This is a genomic window from Clostridioides sp. ES-S-0006-03 (assembly GCF_020662275.1).
Lineage (GTDB): Bacteria > Bacillota > Clostridia > Peptostreptococcales > Peptostreptococcaceae > Clostridioides.
This window is the reverse complement of sequence record NZ_JADGMM010000003.1, coordinates 130,621-156,118: the sequence shown is the minus strand read 5'-3', so window position 1 is coordinate 156,118 and position 25,498 is coordinate 130,621. Positions and strand designations below refer to the sequence as shown.

The following is a 25,498-nucleotide window of genomic DNA, read 5'->3' as shown; positions in this document are numbered from 1 at the left end:
TATTTAGGTTGTGGGAGGAGATTCAGTTATGGGATTTAAATCTGACATTGAAATAGCTCAAGAAGCTAAACCTCAAGATATTAGAGAGGTTGCAAAAAAATTAGGACTAGGTGAAGAAGATGTAGAACTATATGGTAAATACAAAGCCAAAGTTGACTACAATTTACTAAAAAGAGAAACTGGGAAAAAAGCCAAGTTAATATTAACTACAGCTATAAACCCAACTCCAGCAGGTGAAGGAAAAACTACTACTACTATCGGTGTTGCTGATGCATTTGCAAAATTAGATAAAAATGTATTAGTTGCTTTAAGAGAACCATCTCTAGGACCAGTATTTGGTGTTAAAGGTGGGGCAGCTGGTGGAGGATATGCACAAGTTGTTCCTATGGAAGATATAAATTTACACTTCACAGGAGACTTTCATGCTATAGGAGCTGCTAATAACCTTTTAGCTGCTATGCTTGACAATCATATTCATCAAGGAAATGAACTTAGAATAGACCCTAAGAAAATAACTTGGAGAAGATGTGTAGACATGAACGATAGACAACTTAGAAATATCGTTGATGGTATGGGTAAAAAAGGTGATGGAGCAGTTAGACAAGATGGATTTGATATAACTGTTGCTTCTGAAATAATGGCAGCGTTCTGTTTGGCAAGTGATATAGCTGACTTAAAAGAAAGATTAGGAAACATAATAGTTGGATATAGCTACGAAGGTGCACCTGTAACAGCTAGACAATTAAAAGCTAATGGTGCTATGGCTGCATTATTAAAAGATGCTTTAAAACCAAACCTAGTTCAAACTCTTGAAGGAACACCATCATTTGTACATGGTGGACCATTTGCAAATATAGCTCATGGATGTAACTCTGTTATAGCTACAAGAATGGCTATGCACTTTGCAGATTATGTAATAACTGAGGCTGGTTTCGGTGCTGACCTTGGAGCAGAAAAATTCTTAGATATAAAATGTAGAATGGCAAACTTAAAACCAGATGCTGTTATAATAGTTGCTACTGTAAGAGCATTAAAATACAATGGTGGAGTTGCTAAAGCAGACTTAAACGAAGAAAATCTAGAAGCTCTTGAAAAAGGACTTCCAAACTTATTAAAACATGTTGAAAACATAACTCAAGTATATGGATTACCAGCAGTTGTTGCAATAAATAGATTCCCACTTGATACTGAAGCTGAACTTAAACTTGTTGAAGACAAGTGTAAAGAATTAGGCGTTAATGTTGCTCTTTCTGAAGTATGGGCAAAAGGTGGAGAAGGTGGAATTGCAGTAGCTAAAGAAGTTTTAAGATTATTAGATGAAGAAGAAAATAATTTTAGATTCTGCTATGAAGATGATTTATCTATAAAAGATAAGATAAATGCTATAGCTACTAAGATTTATGGAGCAGATGGTGTAGATTATACTCCAGAAGCTGATAAAGAAATAGCTAACTTAGAAAAACTTGGATTTACTAAAGTTCCAGTATGTATGGCTAAAACTCAATATTCTTTAACTGATGACCAAACTAAATTAGGTAGACCAACAGGATTTAGAATAACTGTAAGACAAGCATCAATTTCAGCAGGAGCTGGATTTATAGTTGCACTTACTGGAGAAATAATGAAAATGCCAGGATTACCAAAAGTTCCAGCAGCAGAAAAAATAGATGTTGATGAAAACGGAGTAATAGCTGGATTATTCTAAGTGTATTAATTTATAAATAAAGAGTAGGAAATATCTCTAAGATAATTTAGGATATTTTCCTACATCCTTTTAAGGAGGATTATCATGAAAATAGCAGATAAAACTTGTGTTGATTTTGTAGAAGTACTATCTTCTAAAGAAGCAGTACCAGGTGGCGGTGGAGCTGCCGCACTAGTTGGTGCAATTGGTATGGCTTTAGGGAGTATGGTATGCAATCTTACAATAGGAAAGAAAAAGTATGCTGAGTATGAAGAAAGTGTAAAAGATATATTAAATAAAGCAGGAAAATTAGAAAAAGATTTATTAAAAATGATAGATGATGATGCAGAATGTTTCTTACCATTATCAAAAGCTTATGGGCTTCCTAAAGAAACAGAAGAGGAAAAAAGAATAAAAGCAGAAACAATGGAAAAAGCGCTAAAAGTTGCTTGTGAAGTACCATTAAATATAGTAAGAGTTTGTTATGAAGCTATTAAGTTACATGAAGATTTAGTTGATAAAGGTTCAAGACTTGCTATAAGCGACGTTGGTGTAGGGGTTCAATGTTTAAGAGCTGCTATACTTGGTGGACAATTAAATGTAGTTATAAATATAAATTCTATACAAGATCAAGAATATGTTAGTAAAGTAAAAACAGAAGTAGATAAATTAGTTGAAGATGGCGTTAAAACTTGTGATGAAGTTTATGCTAAAGTTGAAAAAGCGCTTGGAAAATAATTTTTAAATGACGAAAGTAGATACTATGTTATTAATATGTGGTATATAGAATAAATTAATTTAAGTTTGCTTGTAGGGGAGTTGTGAATATATGGAAGTAATGTCAACTAAAGGACAGATTATAAAAGGAAAACCTGTAGCTGATAAGATTAGTGAAGACTTAATAAAAGAAGTCGAGTTACTAGTTAAAGAAGGTATAAATCCTAAGCTAACAATAGTTAGAGTTGGAGCAAGAAGTGATGATTTATCATATGAAAGAGGAGCACTAAAAAGATGTCAAAACATTGGTATAACAACTGAGGTGTTGGAATTAGCTGAAGATATAACTCAAGAAGAATATATTGATGTTTTAAAGAAAGTTAATGATGACAAGGATGTTAATGGTATATTATGTTTTAGACCACTTCCAAAACACTTAAATGAAGAAGTTATAAAATATGTCATTGCACCAGAAAAAGATGTAGATTGTTTTAGCCCAATAAACTCTGCTAAAGTCATGGAAGGAGATAAGAGTGGATTCCCACCATGTACTCCTACAGCAGTAGTAGAAATATTAAAACATTATAATGTTGATTTAAAAGGAAGTAAGGTAACAGTTCTTGGAAGATCAATGGTAGTTGGGAAGCCAGTATCAATGCTTTTATTAAGTGAACATGCAACTGTTACAATATGCCATTCAAAGACTAAAAACTTATCAGATGTAGCTGCAGAAGCGGACGTATTGATAGCAGCTATTGGTAGAGCTAAGATGGTAGATGAAAGTTTTGTGAAAGATGGAGCAGTAGTTATAGACGTTGGTATAAATGTTGATGAAGAAGGAAATTTATGTGGAGATGTTGATACAAATGCAGTTTTAAATAAAGTATCGATGATAACTCCAGTTCCAGCGGGGGTTGGTTCAGTTACAACATCTATACTTGCAAAACATGTAGTTAAAGCTTGTAAGTTGCAAAACAATAAATAGATAGATATTGTGGAAGGTTTAGGGGGGAAGTAGATATGATAATTTCTGAAAATAAACCATTGGAAGAAGTGCTAGGGTACTTAAAGAATTTTGACAAGCTAGTTTTAGTTGGTTGTAATCAATGTGCAGCGACTTGTAAGAGTGGTGGAGAAGAAGAAGTTCTAAAAATGAAGGAAACTCTTGAAGGTGAGGGCAAAAAAATCTTAGGATATGTAATGCTTGATCCTGCTTGTAACCTTTTAAAGTCTAAAAAGGACTTAAAGGCTCTAAAAGAAGAAACTAAAGAAGCTGATGCAGTTTTATCTTTAGCATGTGGAGATGGGACACAAACAATAGTTAAAAACCTAAAAAATAAACCAGTTTATCCAGCTAACAACACTTTGTTTATAGGGGAAGTACAAAGGGTTGGAGAATATGAGGAAGCCTGTAAGGCTTGTGGAGACTGTGAACTTGGTTGGACAGGTGGAATATGTCCAGTAACTATGTGTGCTAAAGGTCTTATGAATGGGGCTTGTGGTGGAGCTAAAAATGGTAAATGTGAAGTAAATCCAGAAAATGATTGTGCTTGGATAAAAATATATGAAAGATTGGAATCTATAGGGCAATTAGATAATTTAGCAGAAATAAGACCGCCAAAAGACTATTCTAAGCAAAATAATCCAAGAAGCTTAAGTGCAAAGAAAAAGAAAGAAGCAACAGCCAATTCATAAAAGTTTTTTTTAGAAGGTTAAAAGGGGGATTAGAGATGAGCTTATTAAGAGAAACATTAGAGAGTGGAAAATTTGCAGTTACTACTGAGATGGCTCCTCCAAAAGGGACTGACCTTTCACATTTAATTGAATGTGCAAAGCCGTTAGTTGGAAGAGTTCATGCAGCAAATGTGACAGACTTTCAATCAGCAGTTATGAGAGCAACTTCTCTTGCTACATGTAAATTACTAAAAGATGCTGGATTAGAGCCAGTGATTCAAATAACAGGGAGAGATAGAAATAGGATAGCTATACAAGGAGAAATGTTGTCAGCAGGTGTATTTGGGATAAACAACTTGTTGGCATTAACAGGAGACCATACTAGCGTAGGAGACCATCCACAAGCTAAAGGTGTATTTGATTTAGACTCTGTAGGGATACTTCAAACTGCTGAAACTCTAATGGCAGGTACGGATATGGCTGGTAATAAATTAAAAGGTTCTCCAGATTTTTATCTAGGAGCATCAGTAACTCCAGAATATTCTCCAATAGAAGTTCAATTATTAAAAATGCAAAAGAAAATAAAAGCTGGAGCTAAATTTTTCCAAACTCAAGCACTTTATGACATAAATACAATGAGAAAGTTTAGAGAACTAACAAGAGATATGGATTGCAAGGTATTGGCAGGGATAGTACCTTTAAAATCTCCAGGAATGGCTAAATTTATGACTGCAAATGTACCAGGAATATTTGTGCCAGATGAACAAATCGAAAGATTAAGAGCAGCTGGAAAAGAAAACTGGGTAAGTGAAGGAATAAAAATGGCAGGAGAACTTATCAAACAATTAAAAGAAGAAGATTTATGTGATGGTGTTCATATAATGGCAATTGGGGCAGAAGAAAATATACCTGCTATACTAGATGCCGCAGGTTTATAGTATTACAAGATTGTAGATTATAAGGTTTGGGGGAATTAAGGATGAAAATAGTAGTAGTAGGTGGTGGACCAGGAGGATATGTAGCAGCTATAAAAGCTTCTATGCTTGGTGCAGAGGTGACAGTTGTTGAAAAAAGAAGAGTTGGAGGAACTTGCTTAAATGCAGGATGTATACCAACTAAAGCACTTCTTGCTTCTTCAGGGGTATTAAATACTGTGAAGGAAGCAAAGGATTTTGGTATAGAGATAGATGGTACAGTTACACCAAATTTCACTGCCATAATGGAAAGAAAAAATAAAGTTGTAAATCAATTAATAAGTGGTATAGAATTCCTATTTGAGAAAAGAGGAGTAAAACTAGTTAATGGTTTTGGAAAATTAATTGATAAAAATACTATAGAAGTAACAAAAGATGATGGAACAGTAGAATCTATAAAAGCTGATAAGATAATACTAGCTAATGGTTCTGTTCCAGTTGTACCAAGAATGTTCCCATATGATGGAAAGATTGTAATAACTAGTGATGAAGTTCTTGGACTTGAAGATATACCTGAATCTATGTTAATAGTAGGTGGTGGAGTTATAGGATGTGAAATAGGGCAATTCTTTAGAGCCTTAGGAACAGAAGTAACTATAGTTGAAATGGTTGACCAGATACTATTAAATGAAGATAAAGATGTAGCAAAACAACTACTTAGACAATTTAAGAAAGATAAGATTAAAGTTATTACAGGTATTGGAGTACAAACTTGTGAAGTAGTTGATGGTAAAGCTGTTGCAACTCTTTCTAATGGAAAGGTTATAGAAGCACAATATGCATTAGTATGTGTTGGTAGAAGACCTAACCTTGATAATTCTGGAGTAGAAGATATAGGAATTGAAATGGAAAGAGGAAAAGTAGTAGTTAATGAGCATCTTGAAACTAATGTAGAAGGTATATATGCAATAGGTGATATAATAGATACTCCTTTCTTAGCACATGTTGCTTCTAAAGAAGGTATTGTTGCAGTTGAAAATGCTTTAGGAAAAACTAAAGTAGTAGATTATAGAGCAATTCCAAGATGTGTTTATACTGAACCTGAAGTTGCTGGTGTTGGTAAAACTGAAAAACAACTTGAAGCTGAAGGTGTAGAATACAATGTAGGTCAATTTGATTTTAGAGGACTTGGAAAAGCACAGGCTATAGGACATTTCCAAGGATTTGTAAAAATAATAGCTGATAAAGAAACAGATAAAATAATAGGTGCAGCAGTAGTAGGTCCTCATGCTACAGATTTATTAACAGAGTTATCACTTGCTGTTCATCTAGGATTAACTGTAGAACAAGTAGGGGATGCAATACATCCACATCCAAGTTTATCTGAAGGACTAATGGAAGCACTTCATGATGTACATGGAGAATGTGTTCATTCTGTACCTAAATTATAATAAGTAAACAGAGTACATAAGGCTCTGTGGCTAGATTTAAGGGGGAAGTCTTAAAATGGGATACAATATAGCTGTTGCAGGAAAAGGTGGAACTGGTAAAACAAGTCTCACAGGGCTTTTGATTGATTATTTGGTTAAGGACAATAAGGGACCAGTATTAGTTGTAGATGCTGATGCTAATGCTAACATAAATGAAGTATTAGGTATTGAAGTTGAAGCAACAATAGGAGAAATAAGAGAAGAAGTAAATCAAAGAGAAAAGTTAGGCAATGCATTCCCAGGTGGTATGACAAAAGCACAATATCTACAATTTAGATTAAATTCTATAATTGAAGAAGGAGAAGGATATGACTTGTTAGTAATGGGGAGATCAGAAGGGGAAGGATGTTACTGTTTTGTAAATGGGATACTTAGAGAACAAGTAAACAAAATATCTGGTCACTACAAATACTTAGTCATGGACAACGAAGCTGGTATGGAACATCTAAGCAGAAAAGTTACTAGACATGTTGATACACTTTTATTGGTTAGTGATTGCTCAAGACGTAGCATACAAGCTGTTGCTAGAATAAGAGATTTAGCTGAGGAACTAAAATTAAATGTTGGAAGAATACTTCTAATTGTAAATAAGGTTCCAAATGGGGTTATGAATGATGGTGTTAAAGAGGAAATAGAAAAACATAACCTAGAGCTAATTGGTGTTGTACCTATGGATGAATTGATATATGAATATGATTCTACAGGTATTCCTTTAGTTAATTTACCTGAAGATTCAAAATCTAAAGTGGCTATGAAAGAGATTTTTGCTAAATTAGAATTAAAATAGGCTTAAGGGGGAAAAAAATATGGCATTTAAAATGTCTACTCAAAAATATTCTGGAAAAATATCAGAAGTTGAAGTAGGAATAGGGGAAAAAGCAATTAAATTAGGTGGGGAAAATGTATTACCTTTTTATAGTTTTGATGGAGAAGTAGGGAATACTCCAAAAATAGGTATAGAAATATCAGACGTTTATCCTGAAAGCTGGACTGATTCATATAAAGAGTTATACAAAGATGTAGCTAATTGTCCAGTAGAATGGGCTAAATATGTTGAAGCTAATACACAAGCAGATTTTATTTGTTTAAAATTTGATGGTTCTGACCCAAATGGATTAGATAAATCAGTTGATGACTGTGCTGAAGTTGCTAAAGCAGTAGTTGAAGCAATAACATTGCCTTTAGTAGTAGCTGGTTCAGGAAATCATGAAAAAGATGGTAAACTGTTTGAAAAATTAGCTCAAGCGTTGGATGGGCATAACTGTCTATTTATGTCAGCAGTAGAAGATAACTACAAAGGAGTAGGAGCATCAGCTGGAATGGCTTATTCACACAAAGTTGGAGCAGAATCTTCTGTTGATATAAACCTAGCAAAACAATTAAACGTACTGCTAACTCAATTAGGCGTTAAAGGTGAAAATATAGTTATGAATGTTGGATGTTCAGCAGTTGGTTATGGATATGAATATGTTGCATCTACTATGGATAGAATTAGACTTGCAGCATTTGGTCAAAATGATAAGACATTACAAATGCCTATCATAACACCAGTAGCTTTCGAAGTAGGTCATGTTAAAGAAGCTATAGCTCCAGTAGAAGATGAGCCAGATTGGGGTTGTCCAGAAGAAAGAACTATAGCAATGGAAGTTTCAACTGCAGCAAGTGTTTTAGTAGGTGGTTCAAACGCAGTTATACTTCGTCATCCAAAATCAATAGAAACTATAAAAGAATTGGTTAACGCATTAGCTTAATTAAATTGTTAAGGTTAGGGGGAGAAAATAATGGCATTAAAAGCTTTAGATATATTTAAATTAACACCAAAGAAAAACTGTAAGGATTGTGGATTCCCAACTTGTATGGCTTTCTCTATGAAGGTTGCTTCAGGAGCTGTAGAAGTAGGCAAATGCCCACATATGTCTGATGACGCTATAGCAAAACTATCAGAAGCTACAGCACCTTTAATGAAAGCATTAAAAGTTGGTACTGGAGCATCTGAATATGAACTAGGCGGGGAAACAGTATTATTTAGACATGAAAAAACATTAGTAAGTAGAAATAGATATGCAGTTTCATTCTGTACTTGTATGAGTGATGAAGCAGTAGATGCTAAAATAGCTAACATGAAAAAAGTTGACTATATAAGAATTGGTGAACAAATGAAAGTTGAAATGGTTGTTTTAGAATACTGTGGAGACAAAGATGCATATTTAAAACTAATAGACAAAATAAAAGGTAGTGGATTAGAAGTAGCTTATATTTTAGCTTGTGATGATGCACAAGCAGTTAAAGAAGCTGTTGAAGTATTAAAAGATGCTAGACCAATGGTATATGGAGCAACTAAAGATAACTACAAAGATATGATAGAAGTAGTTAAAGGAGCAAACCTACCATTAGGAGTAAAAGCAGCTAGCTTAGAAGAATTATATGAAACAGTTGAATTAGTTCAATCTGCTGGATATAAAGAATTAGTATTAGATGTAACTGGAGAAAATATAAAAGATACTTACACTAATGCTGTGCAAGTTAGAAGAATAGCTTTAAAAGAACAAGATAGAACATTTGGATATCCTTCAATAGTATTTGCAAATAGATTATCTAACTCAAATCCTATGATGGAAATTGCTTTATCATCAATATTTACTATAAAATATGGTTCTATAATAGTAATAGATGATATTAGTTATGCTAAAGCATTACCATTATTTGCATTAAGACAAAATATATACACTGACCCACAAAGACCAATGAGAGTTGAACCAAAGATTTACCCAATTAATAACCCAGATGAAAATTCTCCAGTATTAGTTACTGTTGACTTTGCATTAACTTATTTCATAGTTGCTGGAGATATAGAAAGATCAAAAGTTCCAGTATGGTTAGTAATACCAGATGCAGGTGGATATTCAGTTCTTACATCTTGGGCTGCTGGTAAATTTGGTGGAAATTCAATCTCTGCTTTCATCAAAGAAAGTAAAGTAGAAGAAGTAACTAATTGTAAAGACATTATCATTCCAGGAAAAGTTGCAGTACTTAAAGGTGATATAGAAGATAACTTACCAGGATGGAATGTAGTTATAGGACCAGAAGAATCTATGGAATTACCTAAGTTCTTAAAAGGATACCAAGAAAAAGCATGCCAAACAAACTAATAAAATATTAACTAACTATTAATATTAAATTTAAAGGGGGACATTATAAATGGAAAAATTTATGATTATAGGTGAAAGAATACACTGTATCTCACCTTCAATAAGAAAGGCATTAGCAGAAAGAGATCCAGCTCCAATATTAAAAAGAGCAAAAGAACAATTAGAAGCAGGAGCACACTATATAGATTTTAATATAGGACCTGCTGAAAGAGATGGCGAAGAGATAATGACATGGGGAGTTAAGCTACTTCAATCTGAATTTAACAATGTTCCTATAGCATTAGATACAGCTAATAAAAAAGCTATCGAAGCTGGACTTAAGGTTTATGATAGAACTAATGCAAAACCAATAATAAACTCTGCTGATGCTGGTTCAAGATTTGATTTAATAGATATAGCAGCTGAATATGAATCAATGGTTATAGGTTTATGTGCAAAAGAAGGTATCCCAAGAGATAATGATGAACGTATGGCTTACTGCCAAGAGATATTAGAAAAAGGCTTAATGCTAGGAATGGAGCCAACTGATATATTATTTGACCCATTATGCTTAGTTATAAAAGGTATGCAAGAAAAACAAGTAGAAGTTTTAGAAGCTATAAAAATGATGACTGAAATGGGACTTTTAACTACAGGAGGATTATCTAATGTATCTAATGGATGTCCTAAACATGTTAGACCTGTTTTAGATAGTGCATTCTTAGCAATGGCAATGGCTAATGGATTTAGTTCAGCTATAATGAATCCATGTGACCCAGAATTAATGAAAACTGTAAAATCTTGTGACATAATCAACGGGGCATCTTTATATGCAGACTCTTTCTTAGAGTTAAATGAAGGTGGATTTGCTTTCTAGGGTTTTTAGGGTATAGTTAATAAAAAATAGGTGTAAATATTAAAGGGGGAAATAGAATGAATCTATATAATATAATCTTTACAGGGTCAGAACAAGCTTTGGGTGCAGCTCAAGCTATGTTAAATGAAGCTATAGAAAAAAACGGAAAAGAACATAAAGTAGCTTTCCCTGATACAGCATATTCATTACCTTGTATATATGCTGCAACAGGACAAAAAATGAACACTTTAGGGGACTTAGAAGGTGCTTTAGAAGTAGTAAAATCTTTAATCAATAGAACTCATTTATTAGAACATGCTTTTAATGCTGGTTTAGCTACTGCTTTAGCTGCAGAAGTAATTGAAGCATTAAAATACTCAACTATGGATGCTCCATATAGTGAGCCATGTGCAGGTCATATAACTGACCCTATAATCAGATCACTTGGTGTACCACTAGTTACAGGAGATATACCTGGTGTTGCAGTTGTTCTTGGAGAATGTCCTGATGCTGAATCAGCAGCAAAAGTTATAAAAGACTACCAATCTAAAGGTTTATTAACTTTCTTAGTTGGTAAGGTTATAGACCAAGCTATAGAAGCTGGCGTAAAAATGGGTCTTGAGCTAAGAGTTATACCTCTAGGATATGATGTAACTTCTGTTATCCACGTTGTATCTGTTGCAGTAAGAGCAGCATTAATATTTGGTGGATTAACTCCTGGTGATTTAAACGGATTATTAGAATACACAGCTAATAGAGTTCCTGCATTTGTTAATGCATTTGGACCATTAAGTGAATTAGTTGTATCTGCAGGTGCTGGAGCAATAGCTTTAGGATTCCCAGTTGTAACTGACCAAACTGTTCTTGAAGTTCCAATGAATTTATTAACTCAAAAAGATTATGATAAGATAGTAGCTACTTCATTAGAAGCTAGAGGAATAAAAATAAAAGTTACTGAAATACCTATACCAGTTTCATTTGCAGCAGCATTTGAAGGTGAAAGAATTAGAAAGAGCGACATGTTTGCTGAATTTGGTGGAAATAAAACTGAAGCTTGGGAGCTTGTTGTTAAGAAAGAAGCTGCTGAAGTTGAAGACCATAAGATAGAAATAATAGGACCAAACATAGATGAAGTTGAAGCAGATGGTGTATTAAGATTACCACTTGCTGTAATAGTTAAAATAGCTGGTAAAAACATGCAAGAAGATTTCGAACCAGTTCTTGAAAGACGTTTCCACTACTTCTTAAACTATATAGAAGGTGTAATGCACGTTGGACAAAGAGATATGGCTTGGGTAAGAATCTCTAAAGATGCATTTGATAAAGGATTTAGACTTGAGCATATAGGAGAAGTTTTATATGCTAAGATGTTAGATGAATTTGAATCAGTTGTTGATAAGTGTGAAATAACTATAATTACAGATGCAGAAAAAGTTTCTGAATTAAAAGGTGAAGCAATAGCTAAATACAATGCTAGAGATGAGAGATTAGCTTCATTGGTTGATGAAAGTGTAGAGACTTTCTATTCTTGTAACTTATGTCAATCATTTGCACCAGCTCACGTTTGTGTTGTTACTCCTGAAAGACTTGGTCTTTGTGGAGCAGTTAGCTGGTTAGATGCTAAAGCTACTAAAGAATTAGACCCTACAGGTCCTTGTCAACCAATAGAAAAAGGTGAATGTTTAGACGATAGAACAGGTGTATGGAACTCTGTAAATGAAACTGTAAACCAAATATCTCAAGGTGCAGTTGAAGCTGTTACATTATACTCTATATTAGAAGACCCTATGACTTCTTGTGGATGCTTCGAGTGTATCTGTGGTATAATGCCAGAAGCAAATGGATTTGTTGTAGTTAACAGAGAATTCCCAAGCGTTACTCCAGTTGGTATGACTTTCGGAGAACTTGCTTCTATGACAGGTGGAGGAGTTCAAACTCCAGGATTCATGGGACACGGAAGACATTTCATATCTTCTAAAAAATTCGCTTATGCAGAAGGTGGACCAGAAAGAATAGTTTGGATGCCAAAAGAATTAAAAGATTATGTAGCTGATAAATTAAATGCTACAGTTAAAGAAATGACTGGAATAGAGAACTTCTGTGATATGATTTGTGATGAAACTATAGCTGACGATTCTGAAGGAGTATTAGCTTTCTTAGAAGAAAAAGGTCATCCAGCATTAGCTATGGAAAGTGTAATGTAATTGATGGAAAATTTAAAATAATGTGATATAATATTAATATGATTTAAATAAATTAATCAATAATATAATATTGGGGGTCTATCGAAATGAAATTATTACCAGAATTAAAATACTCTAAAGATCATGAATGGGTAAAAGTAATTGATGGAGATGTTGTATATATAGGTATAACAGATTATGCTCAAGATCAATTAGGAGAAATATTATTTGTTGAAACACCAGAAGTAGAAGATACTGTAACTAAGGGAGTAGATTTTGGAGTAGTTGAATCTTCTAAAGTAGCTTCTGATTTAATATCTCCTGTTAATGGTGAAGTATTAGAAGTTAATGAAAAATTAGAAGATGAACCAGAATGTATAAATGAAGACCCATACGAAAACTGGATATTAAAAGTAAAACTAGCTGATGTTGCTGAGCTTGATACATTATTAAGTGATAAAGAATACGAGGCTGGATTAGAATAATTAAAGACTAGGGATGTTATTATAATTGGGGAAAGTATAGTAAAATTTGAGTGCACGCAAATTTAGCTATACTTTCCTTTTATAATATATAGAACAAATTGGGAGGGATATCATGATAAAGGTAAATTTTATGCCAAACAATAAAGAAGTTTATTGTAATGAGGGGGATATATTACTAGAAGTTGCAAGAAATGCTGATATATTTATAGATGCTCCTTGTAATGGAAATATGTCTTGTGGTAAATGTAAGGTAAAGTTGTTAAAAGGTAAGGTTGATACAGAAAAAACGAGACATATAACAGATGACGAATGGGAGCAAGGTTATATATTAGCTTGTTGTACAAAAGTAATCTCAGATATAGAAATTGAAGTTCCTTCTAAAGTATCATCTTCTATGCATGGTATGAAGATTGAAGGTAGCAATAAACAAAAAGATAGAGAAATTTTTGAGAGAGCTAAAAAAATAATAGAAAAGCATAACTTACAATTTAAGACAAATATAAAAAAGAAATACATAGAAATGGAAGAGCCAAACTTAGATGACAATATAAGTGATGTAGATAGATTAGAAAGACATGTTAGAAATCATCTGGGATACAATGAAATAGATTTTAGATTAGATATACTTAGAAAGATGCCAACGATATTTAGAAAGAGCGATTTCAAAGTTACAATAACATATGTTCAAAAACAAAAGAAACTTACAATCATAAATATAGAAGAAGGAAATAAGGAAAATTCTCTGTATGGAGTTGCAATAGATATTGGTACAACTTCGGTAGTTGTATGTTTAGTAGACTTATATTCAAAAGAAGTAGTAGATAAAGCATCATCTGGAAATGCTCAGATAAAATATGGAGCAGATGTTATAAATAGGATTATATATTCGACTAAGAAAAACGGATTAGAAACTTTACACAAAGCTATAGTTGATGAAACTATAAATCCTCTATTAAAAACATTATATGAAAGAAATGGCATAAATAAGGAGGATGTAGTCACTTTAGTAGCTGCTGGAAATACAACTATGACAAGTTTATTCTTAGGGGTGTATACAGACTTTTTAAGACAAGAACCTTATATACCACCATTTTTAAAATCTCCAAAACTTATGGGTGAAAATGTAGGTCTTTTTGTAAATGATAGTGCATATGTGTACTTAGCTCCATCTGTAGCAAGTTATGTAGGAGGAGATATAACAGCAGGGGTATTATCAGCTGGTATATGGTCAAGTGAAGAAAATGTTTTATTTATAGACTTAGGTACCAATGGAGAGATAGTATTTGGAAATCAAGACTATATGATGAGCTGTGCATGTTCAGCAGGTCCTGCATTTGAAGGTGGAGGCATAAGCTGTGGAATGAGAGCATCAGCAGGAGCAATAGAGAAGGTGGCTATTGATAAAGGAACTTTAGAGCCTACATTAAAAATAATAGATGAATGTGCACCAGTTGGTATATGTGGTTCTGGTATAATTGATTTAATTTGCCAAATGATTACTAAGGGTGTAATAGATAGAAGAGGTAAGATATATAGAGATTTAAATAATAAGAGAGTCAGATTTAATGAACATGAAATAGGAGAGTATGTATTAGCATTTAAAGAAGAATTTGATTTGGAAAATGATATAGTAGTAAATGAAGTGGACATAGATAATTTTATTAGAGCTAAAGGAGCTATATATTCAGGCGCATATACTCTTGTAGATAGCTTGGGTATGGATTTTAGTATATTAGATAGAGTTTATATAGCAGGTGGTATAGGAAATAACCTAGATATAGAAAATTCAATAATTATAGGATTACTTCCTGATATCGATAGAGAGAAATTTACTTATATAGGAAATAGTTCACTTGTAGGTTCTTACTTGGCTCTTATAAGTAAAGATGCCAAAAATAAACTTGAAGAAATAGGTAAACAAATAACTTATGTTGAACTTAGTGTTTATCCAAGTTACATGGACGAATTTATTTCTGCATGCTTCTTACCACATACAAATATAGAGCAGTTCCCAACTGCAAAGCAACTACTAGAAGAGTAAAATATCAAAATATAGATGCATAGGTAGAGCATTAAAACATAAAAACATAAATGTAGAGGATTAAATTATGTATAAGGATTTGTCTGAGAAAATGAGAACTGCGTTTGACATTAAATTAAGAAATTTCGGAAATGAGATAGAGTTTGCTTATCCGAATCAGACTCTAGCTCTTAGTACTACAAGTAATAAGTGTAGTCTTAAATGTGCTCATTGTAATGGTCATTATTTAGAAAATATGATACCAATTGAGGACTATAAAGAAAAAGTTAAATCAAGAAATATAACTAGTTTTTTATTAAGTGGTGGTTGTAGTTATGAAGGTGATGTCCCAATAAATACCCATATACAGACCATTAAAAAGTTAAAGGAACAAGGATACAGATTAAATGCTCATTTAGGGCTTATGGATAAAGAGAGTATTATAGAATTATGTAAGTATTTAGATATAGTTTCTTTCGACTTGGTATTCGATAAAGAAACTATAAAAGAAGTTTATAAAATGGATAAAAGCAAAGAAGATTATATTAAAGCTTACAATACAATAAGAGAAAATACAGAAGTAGCACCACATATATGTATTGGTTTAAAAGGAGGAAAAGTAAAAGGTGAGTATGAGATTATAGAATACTTACAAAAAAATCCTCCTAATAAACTGACATTTATAGTTCTTATTCCTACAAAAGGTACTGAATATGAAGATGTAGAACCTCCTAATTTGAAAGAAGTAACAGATGTTTTATGTGAAGCTAGAATTAGTTTACCAAATACCGAGATTAACCTAGGTTGTATGAGACCTAGAGGTGTGTATAGAAAAGAACTAGACCAATTAGCTATAATGTGTGGAGTTAATAGAATAGTTCTTCCATCAAAATCTGCTAAGAATAAGGCTATAGATATGAATATGACAATAACTGAATGTAAGGAGTGTTGCGTTTTATGATTAGATTATCATCAGGGACAGCAATAGAACTTGGAATATTAAATAAAAAAAGCGATATACCTCCTACTACAGCATATATAATGATTGGGGAAAAATGCATAAACAAATGTAGTTTTTGTTCTCAATCAATAGAAAGCAGTACTAGAAAAGATAAATTATCAAGAGTAGTTTGGCCAGAGTATTCTAAAGAGGAAATATTGAATGCTTTGAGAGCATATAACGGGAAAAATATAAAGAGAATATGTATACAATCAATGGCAAGTGAAGAGGCACATAAATCTGTTTTAGATTTTATAAATTACATAAATGGTAAAATAGATATGCCTATTTCATTGTCTGCAAAATTAGAAAGTGATGAAGAAATAAACAAGTTTTTTTCTGCTGGAGTAGATAAAATAGGAATAGCGATAGATGCAGCAAGTAAAGACTTATATGAAAAAATAAAAGGATATAATTATGATGAAAAATTGAATTTTATAACAAAAATGTCAAAGTTATATCCTAATAAAATCAGCACACATATAATTGTTGGTATGGGAGAAAGTCATGAAGACATATACAACCTATATACTTATTTAAAGAAGAACAATATAACTATTAGTTTATTTGCGTTTACTCCAGTTAGAGGAACTAAAATGGAAAAAATAAGTCAACCAAATATAGAAAGTTACAGAAGAGTACAGCTAATGTCCTATATGATAAATAAAGGTTATTCACAAGAATACTTTGAATTCAAAAATGGATACTTGGAAAATATAAAACTAGATGATGAGACTGTATCAGATATAAACAGGGGTTACCCTTTTGAGATAAGAGGCTGTAAGGATTGTAATAGACCATATTATAATGAAAGACCAGGAAGTACTATATATAATTATTCAAGACCTTTAAATCAAGATGAGATAGATTTGGCTATAAGAGAACTAAATCTGTAAATGATTTCTTGAATATATTTATACTAAAGATTGGGGCGTAATAATCATGAATCAGTGGAGAGTTATACATAATAAATCATATGATGGTGCAATGAATATGGCAATTGATGAAGCTATATTTACTGCATATAAAAAAGGATGTGTGAAGCCAACACTTAGATTTTACACTTGGAAGCCAGCTTGCTTGAGTGTAGGATATTTTCAAAAACTTGAAGATGAGGTAGATTTAGATAAGTGTAAGTGCATGAATATAGACTATGTCAGAAGAATCACAGGAGGAAGAGCTGTATTACATGATAATGAGCTAACTTATAGTATAATTATAGGAGAAGATAATCCTTTAATTGATAAAAGTATAAATCTATCTTATAGATATATAAGTGAAGGTTTAGTTAGAGGATTGAATTTAAGTGGTATAGAAACAGATAACTTAAATAGTGGAGAGAGAATAGGTAGAGAAAATTTATCAGCTGCATGCTTTAATGCACATGCATCATATGAAGTTACTATTAATAATAAAAAGGTAATTGGAAGTGCTCAAAGTAGAAAAGATGGTGTTTTGTTACAGCACGGTTCAATAATAATGGATTTTGATGTAGAAAAATTGTTTAAATTAATAAAGGCTAAAACACCAGAACTAAAAGAAAGAGCAATGAAATTCACAGCTAAAAAGGCCAGTGGAATAGAGAATGAAATTGGTAAAAAAATAGACATAGATATTCTACAAGCTAATCTAATAAAAGGACTGGCTAGTCAATTTAATGTTGAGTTTGTAGAAGAAGACTTGACTGATTATGAAAAGCAATTAGCTGAAGAATTATATAAAAAATACAAGGATGAAGAGTATAATAAAAAGCGTTAACTTTAATTGACTTTAAGTAAATTAAAGTGATATACTTAAGGTATAATAATATACGAAAATTGAAATCATGAAGGTTTCTTTGGTGTATTGAAATACCTGAGGAAGTCTTTTTTTGATTTTTAATAAAAATCATATTAGGAGGAGATTTATATGTGTGAATCATCAGCTTTCATTTGTAAGAATAACAATGAATTAGAAAAGGTTATGGAGAATGTGGTTAATATAGACCCTTGTGATGGAAAGATTTATTTAACTGATTTATTAGGAGAACAAAAAATAATAGATGGAATAATTAAAGAAATAAGATTGATGGACCATAAGATAATAATACAAGAAAATTAATTAATAGGGGAATTTCATATGATAATAGCAGTGATAGATGGAATGGGTGGAGGTATAGGAGCCCAGATAGTTTCTTCTCTGAGAGAAGAATTACCTACATATGTAGAAATTTATGCACTAGGAACTAATTCTATAGCAACTAGTTCTATGATGAAGGCTCATGCTAATAAAGGAGCTACAGGGGAAAATGCTATAGTAGTATCAGCTAGAAAAGCCAATATAATAGTTGCACCTATTTCTGTAATAATACCTAATTCTATGATGGGGGAAGTCACTTGTAATATAAGTGAAGCTATTGCAGATAGTGAGGCACTTAAGATACTTTTACCTATTATGCCAGAAAATATAGAGTTAGTTGGATTAGAAGGTAAACCATTAGCACTACTTGTAAAAGATTCTGTTAATGTTATAAAAAAAGAATTTAATATAAAATAACAGGGGGAATAACTAATGATGTTTGATAGAGAGATTATAAGATACCACCATGGGCACCATGACCATGACGACCATTGCCATGAACATACTCATGGAGATATGTGCCATGAACATCCACACGACCATGCTCATGACCATGACCACGAACATAATCATGAAGAATCATCAGAGTCTAAAGATGAGAAAACTTTAAAAATACTTTTAGTACATTGGATAAATCACAATGAGACTCATGAAGAAGGATTTAGAGAATGGGTAGAAAAGGCTAGAGCTATTGGAAAAGAAGAAACTGCAAAGAGTATTGAAAAAGCTATAGAATGTATGGAAGAAGCAAATAAAATGTTATTAGAGGCTAAAAAACATATGTAAATATGATTGTTAAAATCGCTTATATATTTTGATATAGGCGATTTTTTATGCCTTATTTATATTTAATTATTGAAATTTCTAATGAGTATGTACTATACTTTAATGAGGAAATTTATTATAAAACTGAGTTATTTAATATATCTTCGGCTTCAAATATTACTGGAGATAGTTAAGGAGGAGTAGTTCAATTTAATAAAAGGAGAGAATTAGTTATGAAAGATGGTCATATACATTCACCTTATTGTCCTCATGGAAGTAAGGATGATTTTGAAAAATATATACAAAGGGCAATTGATGTTGGTCTAACAGAAATGACATTTACAGAGCATTTTCCATATCCAAATGGATTTCAAGACCCTGCACCTGAAAATGATAGTTGCATGAATCCTGAAAATTTATCAAATTACCTTAATGATGTTAAAAATTTCAAGCAAAAATATGAGAGCAAAATTAAGATAAATGTAGGAGCGGAAGTAGATTTTCTTGAAGGTTATGAAGAAGACATAAAAAACAATTTAGATAAATATGGTGATGAATTAGAGGATTCTCTATTATCAGTACATATAATTAAAATTGATGGTGCCTATTGTTGTGTGGACTATAGTGTAGAAGAGTTTCAAAATCTGATTGATAAGCTTGGAAGCATTGAAGCTGTTTATAATAAGTATTATGAAACATTAATAAAAGCTGTAAATGCTGATTTAGGTACATATAAACCAAAGAGAATAGGTCATTTAAATTTAGTTAGAAAGTTTAATCAAGTATTTCCATATAATTATGAAGGAAATAAAGTTCTTGAAGAATTAATAAAGTTGGTTAAAGAAAAAGGATATGAACTTGATTACAATGTTTCTGGAAACAGAAAAGAATATTGTAAAGAGCCTTATGTAGATGGATACTTATTAGAATTAGCAAAAAAATATGATATTCCATTAGTTCTTGGCTCAGATTCTCACTGTGCAGAGGAAATAAATAATTATGATATAGGATAAAGATGTATATATTATAATCCTAAAGTTATGATAATTTATATTTTTAAAGTATTTATTTAAAAGATTGTAAGTAGATTTATGTAAAATAAATCTACTTACAGTCTTTTTGTTAAATTAGAAAAATATTTATAGATTTGTTCAGTATGAAAGTTTTATAATTAATATTTTTTCATGGATATAGCCTATTTTTACTTATCTTAACAATCATAAAGTGCTTTTAGTGTTTAGAGATATTACTGCATAAGTTTATCATTTTCCATTATTATTGGGTCTAGTAATTCTACATTTCCTTCTGACATCTTTAATCTATTGAACATATAATTTTTCACATCTTTTTTACTTTTGAACTTAGTAACTTGGTAAGGTGATGTAGAACCATATTTTTCTATAAATAAGATATCTTTATCAGTTTTGATACATATACCTGTATGACCTATAAATACATTTTTAGTTTCTGGATAACGAAGAAAGCCACTTATAATAGACATATTTTTATTATCTTTAAAAGATATTTTTCTTTTTTTCCACTCTTTTTTTATTTGTTCTGCATTTTTATTTATATCATCTGTGTCTTGAGTTGGTATTGCAGAGAAAAAGTTAATAAATTTTTCTACATCCTTTGAGTTAAATTTTGCATCTCTATTATTCATTATAGTATCTAAATCAATACTTAAATCGATAGAATCTCCAGTAAACTTCTCTTTTGAGTTGATGAAATCTTTAAAAAGTCTAAATGCTGTTATTCTACAATTTACATCCATATAGTTAGGAAACTTTTCCATCCAGTTACTTTGTAATTTATCTAAATTGTATGGAACCTGTTTTGTGTTAATTGAACTATATCCAGACTTAGATATATTTACATTGTTTTGAAGTATTTTAATTTGAAGTTTGTTGTAGCTCCTAACTGATTTAATAAAAATATCAATATCTTTCTTATTTATTTTATTTTTTTCTAATACATTTTTCACTTGATTTTGTGTCTTTCTATCTATTATGTTAGAGTATACTAATCTGCTATTATCTTTAATAGTTGAATATGCAAAGATTGTAAGTATGCTTGATAACACTAAAATAGCAGACAATATTGCTATTAGTAAATTTTTTCTCACCTGTTTTTCTCCTTTATAAATTTATTTTGTCGACATATTTATAGTATATAGTACATTTAATTTTAGCTTCAATATGTTTTTAATTACAAAACTGTTGCAAAAAATATAACTTTATTTAAAACTTTTTTTTAATATATAAAAATATATACTAAATAGGGGTATATATTCTTTGAATTTTTAACTAATTTATTTGGAGATTGATTATAGAATTTTATAAGTAAAAAATGAGTAAGCTATCAATGAAATATATAGTGAGACTAGTTTTTTGGATGTAGTATTTTGGTAAATAAGTAGGTTTGAGATATATGATAAATTTTACTTTATTAAAAATAAAATTTATTAAGTTCAATAAATATACTATTAGACTCATTAAAAGTTTAAAAATTTTATTTTTTTAATTCAACTATTCCCCAAAAAATTAGGTTTTAAGGAATAGTTAAATTAAAAAGTTTGGTTACATAATAGTAATTTTAGTTACAAGAATGAAACTGTAAAAATTAGATTTTTATTTATATAATTTCACTAAGAACATTTAATTTAGGAGGTAAAATATGAAGTTAAAAAAATTAAAAACTGGTATGGTCATGGCATTAACAATAATAACTATTGGGACGTCACTGATAAATGTATCAGCTATGGAATTAAACAGGAGTGAAGAATTTGAGACTAAGTACAGTGAAATGAAAAAAGAATTTCAAGAAGAGTATGGAAAGGAAGATAAATTCAAAGTCGTGCTAGATGATGAATTTACAAAAGAAGAAGTAAATGGAGCTAAAGGGATTATAAAGACAACTAATAAAATGAATAATGAGGTTGTAGTTTTAAATTATTTTGATGAAATGAAATCAGGAATTGAATTTGAATTAAAACCAAAAGCTGAAAAAAATGTAATTTTAAGAGCTGAGTTTCAGCAAGGATATGGAAATGAAGATAAATTTAAAGTTGTACTAGACGATGAATTCACAAAAGAAGAGGTAAATGGAGCTAAAGGGATTATAAAGACAACAGATAAAGAAACAGGTGAAGTTATTGTATATAATTACTTTGATGAGCTTGAAAAGTAATATTTAAAGCCTTTAATTAAAAAAAGAATCAGATTTAAAAGTATATAGTATCATGTATAGATTTTAAATTTATAACAATCTATACAGTTAAATAGCCGAATTGTATCAAAAATATAAAAGAATTAAATATAAAAAGAATTGTATAAAAATAAATTTTTCATATAGGGGTGAACTTTACATATTAGAGTTCACCCTTATAAAAAAATATAAAACAACATCTGGCTATATTTAATGTTCAAGTATATTTTTGAATATGTTCATATAGAGTGATTATTTATAGATAGCTGTTATTTACAGACCATAATCTAGTTTAACTTGAGATATTTATATAGTTTTTTTATTTATGGTCTTGAGATATTTATATGGCTTTTTTAACTTCTAGCTTTGATTTTAAAATATCAAGGAATTTATAACAATCGTCTGGATAAATTTCTCCCATATTTGCAACTTGGAACATATTATCATCTAGAAATTTGCCTTTTCCTGGATATACCACATAACCATTTTCTTCTTCTAGTTCTAATATAAATCTATTTATATCAATTTCTTTAGGAAGAAATACAGACGTAACAGTATTAGACATATATTTATCTGGAAGTAAAAATGTTAGACCTAGTTCCTCCATACCATTTCTTAAAATAGCAGAACATTCTTTATATCTTTCTATCTTACTGTCATCTTCTAAAAATTCAGTTAAAGCTTCATTAAGAGCAAATATTAAAGTGACATTAGGTGTATTTGGTGTTTGAGAAGATGATTTTGCAAGCTTATAATGTTTGTAAAGGCTAAGATACACATTTTTACATTGATCTTCTTTAATATTTTGTAAAACGCTTTCTTTAGCACAAAGATATGCAGAGCCTGGAAATGCCCCAAGGGCTTTACCACCAACACCTGTTATTATATCTATATTAAACTCATCAACATCAATGTATTCACCAGCAGATGCACTTATTGCATCAACAAAAAATATTTTGTTATATTTTTTTGCAAGTTTTCCTAATTCAGGTACAGGATTTATCATTCCTGAACTAGTCTCATGAAATACCATAGCAATTACTTTTATGTCAGGATTTTCAAGTAAGTATTTTTCTAAAATATCTAAGTCTGGATATTCAGCCCATTTAAAGTCTGGTTTGTAGGTCTTAACACTATAAGCAGATAATATTTCTTCTAGCCTTTCTCCAAATACACCATTACTAACTAATAAAGCAGCATCTTCTTTATCAAATATAGAAGATAATACACATTCATTTACAGATGTTCCAGAACCAGATACAACTAGAGAATAATAATCAGAAGTTGCATTATATAATTTACCGATTTTTTGTTGTGTATCTTTAAATAAATTCATGAATTCATTTCCTCTATGACATATATCATAGTGAAGAAGTGAATTTCTAACCCTATCTGTAACCATTACTGGTCCAGGACTAAATAGATATGTTTTTTTCATTGCAAATCCTCCTTAAAGTTTAATTTAAATTTTATGATGACTGTTTATGTGTATATATTAAAAGTTTATGTGTTAATTTAACTAGATTATAGAATAAAACTAATAATATTGCAATAATATTTTAATTAAAATACTTTAACAATCAAAAAAAGTAAAAATATACAAAAAATATTGTAATAAATATTGTATAAATCCCCAAGATGATATAGAATATAAATAAGTTGAATAGATTTTATATTCAAAAAATAATAAAAAATCTATTAATTCTGAAAATAAAGGGGGACGCTTAAAGTGAAATATGTATTAGCAATTGATCAAGGAACAACAGGAACAAGAGCAGTATTAATAAATGAAAAATCAGAGTTTGTTTTTAGTGATTATATGGAGCATACTCAAATCTATCCACAATCTGGATACGTCGAACATGACCCTATAGAAATTTGGAATAACACAAAAACTGTAAGTAATAATGTACTACAACAAGCTTTTAAAAGTGGAATAGATGAAAGTGATATAAAGGGAATAGGTATAGATAATCAAGGTGAAACAGTAATGCTATGGGATAAAAATACAGGTATGCCATTATACAATGCAATTGTATGGCAGTGCAGAAGAACTTATGATTATGTTGAAAATTTAAAGAATATACCAGGATTAGAAAATAAGATAATAGATAAAACAGGACTAATCATAGACCCTTATTTTTCAGGGACAAAAATTAAATGGATAATAGATAATGTAAAAGGTGTAAAAGAAAAAATCAAAAATGGAGAAGTACTTGCTGGAACATTAGATAGCTGGTTAATTTGGAAAATGACAGGAGGAAAGTCTTTTTTAACTGATGTTTCTACAGCAGCAAGAACCATGCTTTTTAATATAAGAGATATGAATTGGGATAGAGAATTACTTGATATTATAGGAGTTCCTAGAAGTATTTTAGCGGATATAATGCCTACAAGTGGTGATTTTGGGACTACAGACAAAGGGGCATTTTGTGGTGTATCAATAAAAATTACTGCTTCGATGGTTGACCAGCCAGCAGCTCTATTTGGAAATGGATGCTTTGAGCCAGGTATGGTTAAAAATACTTATGGAACAGGATGTTTCTTATATATGAATATAGGTGAAGAGTTGAAAATAGCGGGTAATGGTATATTAACAACTGTTGCTTGGAAAATAGGAGACAAAATTACATATGCTTATGATGGCGGAGTATATATAGCAGGTGCTGCAATACAGTGGCTTAGAGATGGAATTGGAGTTATAAAAAATTACTCAGAAACTGATGATATGGCTAACTCAATACCAAGTACTGGTGGTGTATATTTTGTTCCAGCGTTTGCAGGGATTGCAGCACCTTATTGGGACCAATATGCAAGAGGTACAATGGTTGGTATAACAGGCAGTACTAAGAAAGAGCATATAGTAAGAGCTACTCTTGAATCTGTTGCACTTCAGGTCAAAGATGTTGTTGACTCTATGAATTTAGCTTCAGGAAAGGATATAAAAATGCTAAGAGTGGATGGTGGAATTACAAAAAATAATTTTACAATGCAGTTTCAATCCGATATATTAGATATACCAATTGAAATTGCAGAAAATCCTGAGACAACAGTGCTTGGAGTAGGATATATGGCAGGTCTTTCCTGTGGTGTTTGGAATAGTATTGATGAAATTAGAAATGAGTTTACAATAAGTAAAGAATACACTCCAAATATGACAAAACAAAAAAGAGAAGAAATTTTGCTTGGATGGAATCAAGCAGTAAAAAGAGCTATGAACTGGGAAAACGATACCAAAAAGATGTGTGCTAATTAAA

The 25,498-nt window shown here is 31.1% G+C and carries 24 protein-coding genes; 22 read left to right on the top strand and 2 right to left on the bottom strand.

Translation table 11 applies throughout. The annotated features are described in order from the left end of the window. The first annotated feature begins 28 nt into the window (after positions 1-28). The 20 genes from IR151_RS05160 (at position 29) to hisJ (ending at position 20,047) form a co-directional block, all read left to right on the top strand. A complete protein-coding gene (locus IR151_RS05160; protein WP_227433451.1) occupies positions 29-1,705 on the top strand; it encodes a formate--tetrahydrofolate ligase in 1,677 nt (558 codons plus the stop codon). Positions 1,706-1,789: 84 nt separating this feature from the next. Next, positions 1,790-2,422 (top strand): cyclodeaminase/cyclohydrolase family protein, encoded by a 633-nt coding sequence (locus IR151_RS05155; RefSeq protein WP_227433450.1) that lies wholly within the window; start codon positions 1,790-1,792, stop codon positions 2,420-2,422. A gap of 91 nt (positions 2,423-2,513) precedes the next feature. Next, a complete protein-coding gene (locus tag IR151_RS05150) occupies positions 2,514-3,386 on the top strand; it encodes a bifunctional 5,10-methylenetetrahydrofolate dehydrogenase/5,10-methenyltetrahydrofolate cyclohydrolase (protein WP_227433449.1) in 873 nt (290 codons plus the stop codon). Positions 3,387-3,421: 35 nt separating this feature from the next. Continuing rightward, a complete protein-coding gene (locus IR151_RS05145; RefSeq protein WP_227433448.1) occupies positions 3,422-4,096 on the top strand; it encodes a methylenetetrahydrofolate reductase C-terminal domain-containing protein in 675 nt (224 codons plus the stop codon). Positions 4,097-4,131: 35 nt separating this feature from the next. Continuing rightward, positions 4,132-5,013 (top strand): methylenetetrahydrofolate reductase, encoded by an 882-nt coding sequence (locus IR151_RS05140; protein ID WP_003432262.1) that lies wholly within the window; start codon positions 4,132-4,134, stop codon positions 5,011-5,013. Between the two features lie 41 nt (positions 5,014-5,054). Beyond that, entirely contained in the window at positions 5,055-6,440 is a 1,386-nt protein-coding gene (lpdA, locus tag IR151_RS05135) for a dihydrolipoyl dehydrogenase (protein WP_227433447.1), read from the top strand. Between the two features lie 55 nt (positions 6,441-6,495). Next, the gene (locus tag IR151_RS05130) at positions 6,496-7,266 is read left to right on the top strand and encodes a carbon monoxide dehydrogenase accessory protein CooC (protein WP_021383511.1); all 771 of its coding nucleotides are present in this window, start codon (positions 6,496-6,498) and stop codon (positions 7,264-7,266) included. A 19-nt stretch (positions 7,267-7,285) separates the two neighbouring features. After that, the gene (gene acsD, locus IR151_RS05125) at positions 7,286-8,230 is read left to right on the top strand and encodes an acetyl-CoA decarbonylase/synthase complex subunit delta (protein ID WP_227433446.1); all 945 of its coding nucleotides are present in this window, start codon (positions 7,286-7,288) and stop codon (positions 8,228-8,230) included. A gap of 30 nt (positions 8,231-8,260) precedes the next feature. After that, positions 8,261-9,628 carry an acetyl-CoA decarbonylase/synthase complex subunit gamma gene (gene acsC / locus IR151_RS05120; protein ID WP_227433445.1) on the top strand — a complete coding sequence of 456 codons (1,368 nt, stop codon included), beginning with the start codon at positions 8,261-8,263 and terminating at the stop codon, positions 9,626-9,628. Positions 9,629-9,677: 49 nt separating this feature from the next. Then, positions 9,678-10,484 carry a carbon monoxide dehydrogenase/acetyl-CoA synthase methytransferase subunit gene (gene acsE / locus IR151_RS05115; RefSeq protein ID WP_227433444.1) on the top strand — a complete coding sequence of 269 codons (807 nt, stop codon included), beginning with the start codon at positions 9,678-9,680 and terminating at the stop codon, positions 10,482-10,484. Between the two features lie 56 nt (positions 10,485-10,540). Then, the gene (gene acsB, locus IR151_RS05110; protein WP_227433443.1) at positions 10,541-12,667 is read left to right on the top strand and encodes an acetyl-CoA decarbonylase/synthase complex subunit alpha/beta; all 2,127 of its coding nucleotides are present in this window, start codon (positions 10,541-10,543) and stop codon (positions 12,665-12,667) included. Positions 12,668-12,753: 86 nt separating this feature from the next. Then, a complete protein-coding gene (gcvH, locus tag IR151_RS05105) occupies positions 12,754-13,131 on the top strand; it encodes a glycine cleavage system protein GcvH (protein WP_003418363.1) in 378 nt (125 codons plus the stop codon). A gap of 112 nt (positions 13,132-13,243) precedes the next feature. Next, complete coding sequence (gene acsV, locus IR151_RS05100; protein WP_227433442.1) at positions 13,244-15,172, top strand: corrinoid activation/regeneration protein AcsV; 1,929 nt, start codon at positions 13,244-13,246, stop codon at positions 15,170-15,172. Between the two features lie 67 nt (positions 15,173-15,239). After that, complete coding sequence (locus IR151_RS05095; protein WP_227433441.1) at positions 15,240-16,112, top strand: radical SAM protein; 873 nt, start codon at positions 15,240-15,242, stop codon at positions 16,110-16,112. Further along, positions 16,109-17,047, top strand: coding sequence for a radical SAM protein (locus tag IR151_RS05090; RefSeq protein ID WP_227433440.1), 939 nt, complete (start codon positions 16,109-16,111; stop codon positions 17,045-17,047). Before IR151_RS05095 ends, IR151_RS05090 begins: the two co-directional genes overlap by 4 nt. A 46-nt stretch (positions 17,048-17,093) precedes the next feature. Further along, positions 17,094-17,909, top strand: coding sequence for a biotin/lipoate A/B protein ligase family protein (locus tag IR151_RS05085; RefSeq protein WP_227433439.1), 816 nt, complete (start codon positions 17,094-17,096; stop codon positions 17,907-17,909). A 150-nt stretch (positions 17,910-18,059) separates the two neighbouring features. Next, positions 18,060-18,251 (top strand): CooT family nickel-binding protein, encoded by a 192-nt coding sequence (locus IR151_RS05080; RefSeq protein ID WP_227433438.1) that lies wholly within the window; start codon positions 18,060-18,062, stop codon positions 18,249-18,251. A gap of 18 nt (positions 18,252-18,269) precedes the next feature. Beyond that, complete coding sequence (locus IR151_RS05075; protein WP_227433437.1) at positions 18,270-18,686, top strand: DUF3842 family protein; 417 nt, start codon at positions 18,270-18,272, stop codon at positions 18,684-18,686. A 15-nt stretch (positions 18,687-18,701) separates the two neighbouring features. Beyond that, a complete protein-coding gene (locus IR151_RS05070; protein WP_227433436.1) occupies positions 18,702-19,055 on the top strand; it encodes a zinc transporter in 354 nt (117 codons plus the stop codon). Between the two features lie 212 nt (positions 19,056-19,267). Further along, positions 19,268-20,047, top strand: coding sequence for a histidinol-phosphatase HisJ (gene hisJ / locus IR151_RS05065; protein WP_227433435.1), 780 nt, complete (start codon positions 19,268-19,270; stop codon positions 20,045-20,047). A gap of 233 nt (positions 20,048-20,280) precedes the next feature. Here hisJ and IR151_RS05060 read toward each other — a convergent pair whose 3' ends face one another. Further along, the gene (locus tag IR151_RS05060; RefSeq protein WP_227433434.1) at positions 20,281-21,159 is read right to left on the bottom strand and encodes a DUF4300 family protein; all 879 of its coding nucleotides are present in this window, start codon (positions 21,157-21,159) and stop codon (positions 20,281-20,283) included. A 551-nt stretch (positions 21,160-21,710) separates the two neighbouring features. Between IR151_RS05060 and IR151_RS05055 the strand changes: the two genes are divergently transcribed. Further along, positions 21,711-22,223: a hypothetical protein gene (locus IR151_RS05055; RefSeq protein ID WP_227433433.1), complete on the top strand. Its 513-nt coding sequence runs from the start codon at positions 21,711-21,713 to the stop codon at positions 22,221-22,223. Positions 22,224-22,581: 358 nt separating this feature from the next. Here IR151_RS05055 and IR151_RS05050 read toward each other — a convergent pair whose 3' ends face one another. After that, positions 22,582-23,679, bottom strand: coding sequence for a pyridoxal-phosphate-dependent aminotransferase family protein (locus tag IR151_RS05050; RefSeq protein ID WP_227433432.1), 1,098 nt, complete (start codon positions 23,677-23,679; stop codon positions 22,582-22,584). A gap of 291 nt (positions 23,680-23,970) precedes the next feature. On the opposite strand from IR151_RS05050, the gene glpK reads away from it, so the two are divergent. Further along, positions 23,971-25,497, top strand: a complete 1,527-nt coding sequence (glpK, locus tag IR151_RS05045) for a glycerol kinase GlpK (protein ID WP_227433431.1) — start codon at positions 23,971-23,973, stop codon at positions 25,495-25,497. The last annotated feature ends 1 nt before the right edge of the window (position 25,498 follow it).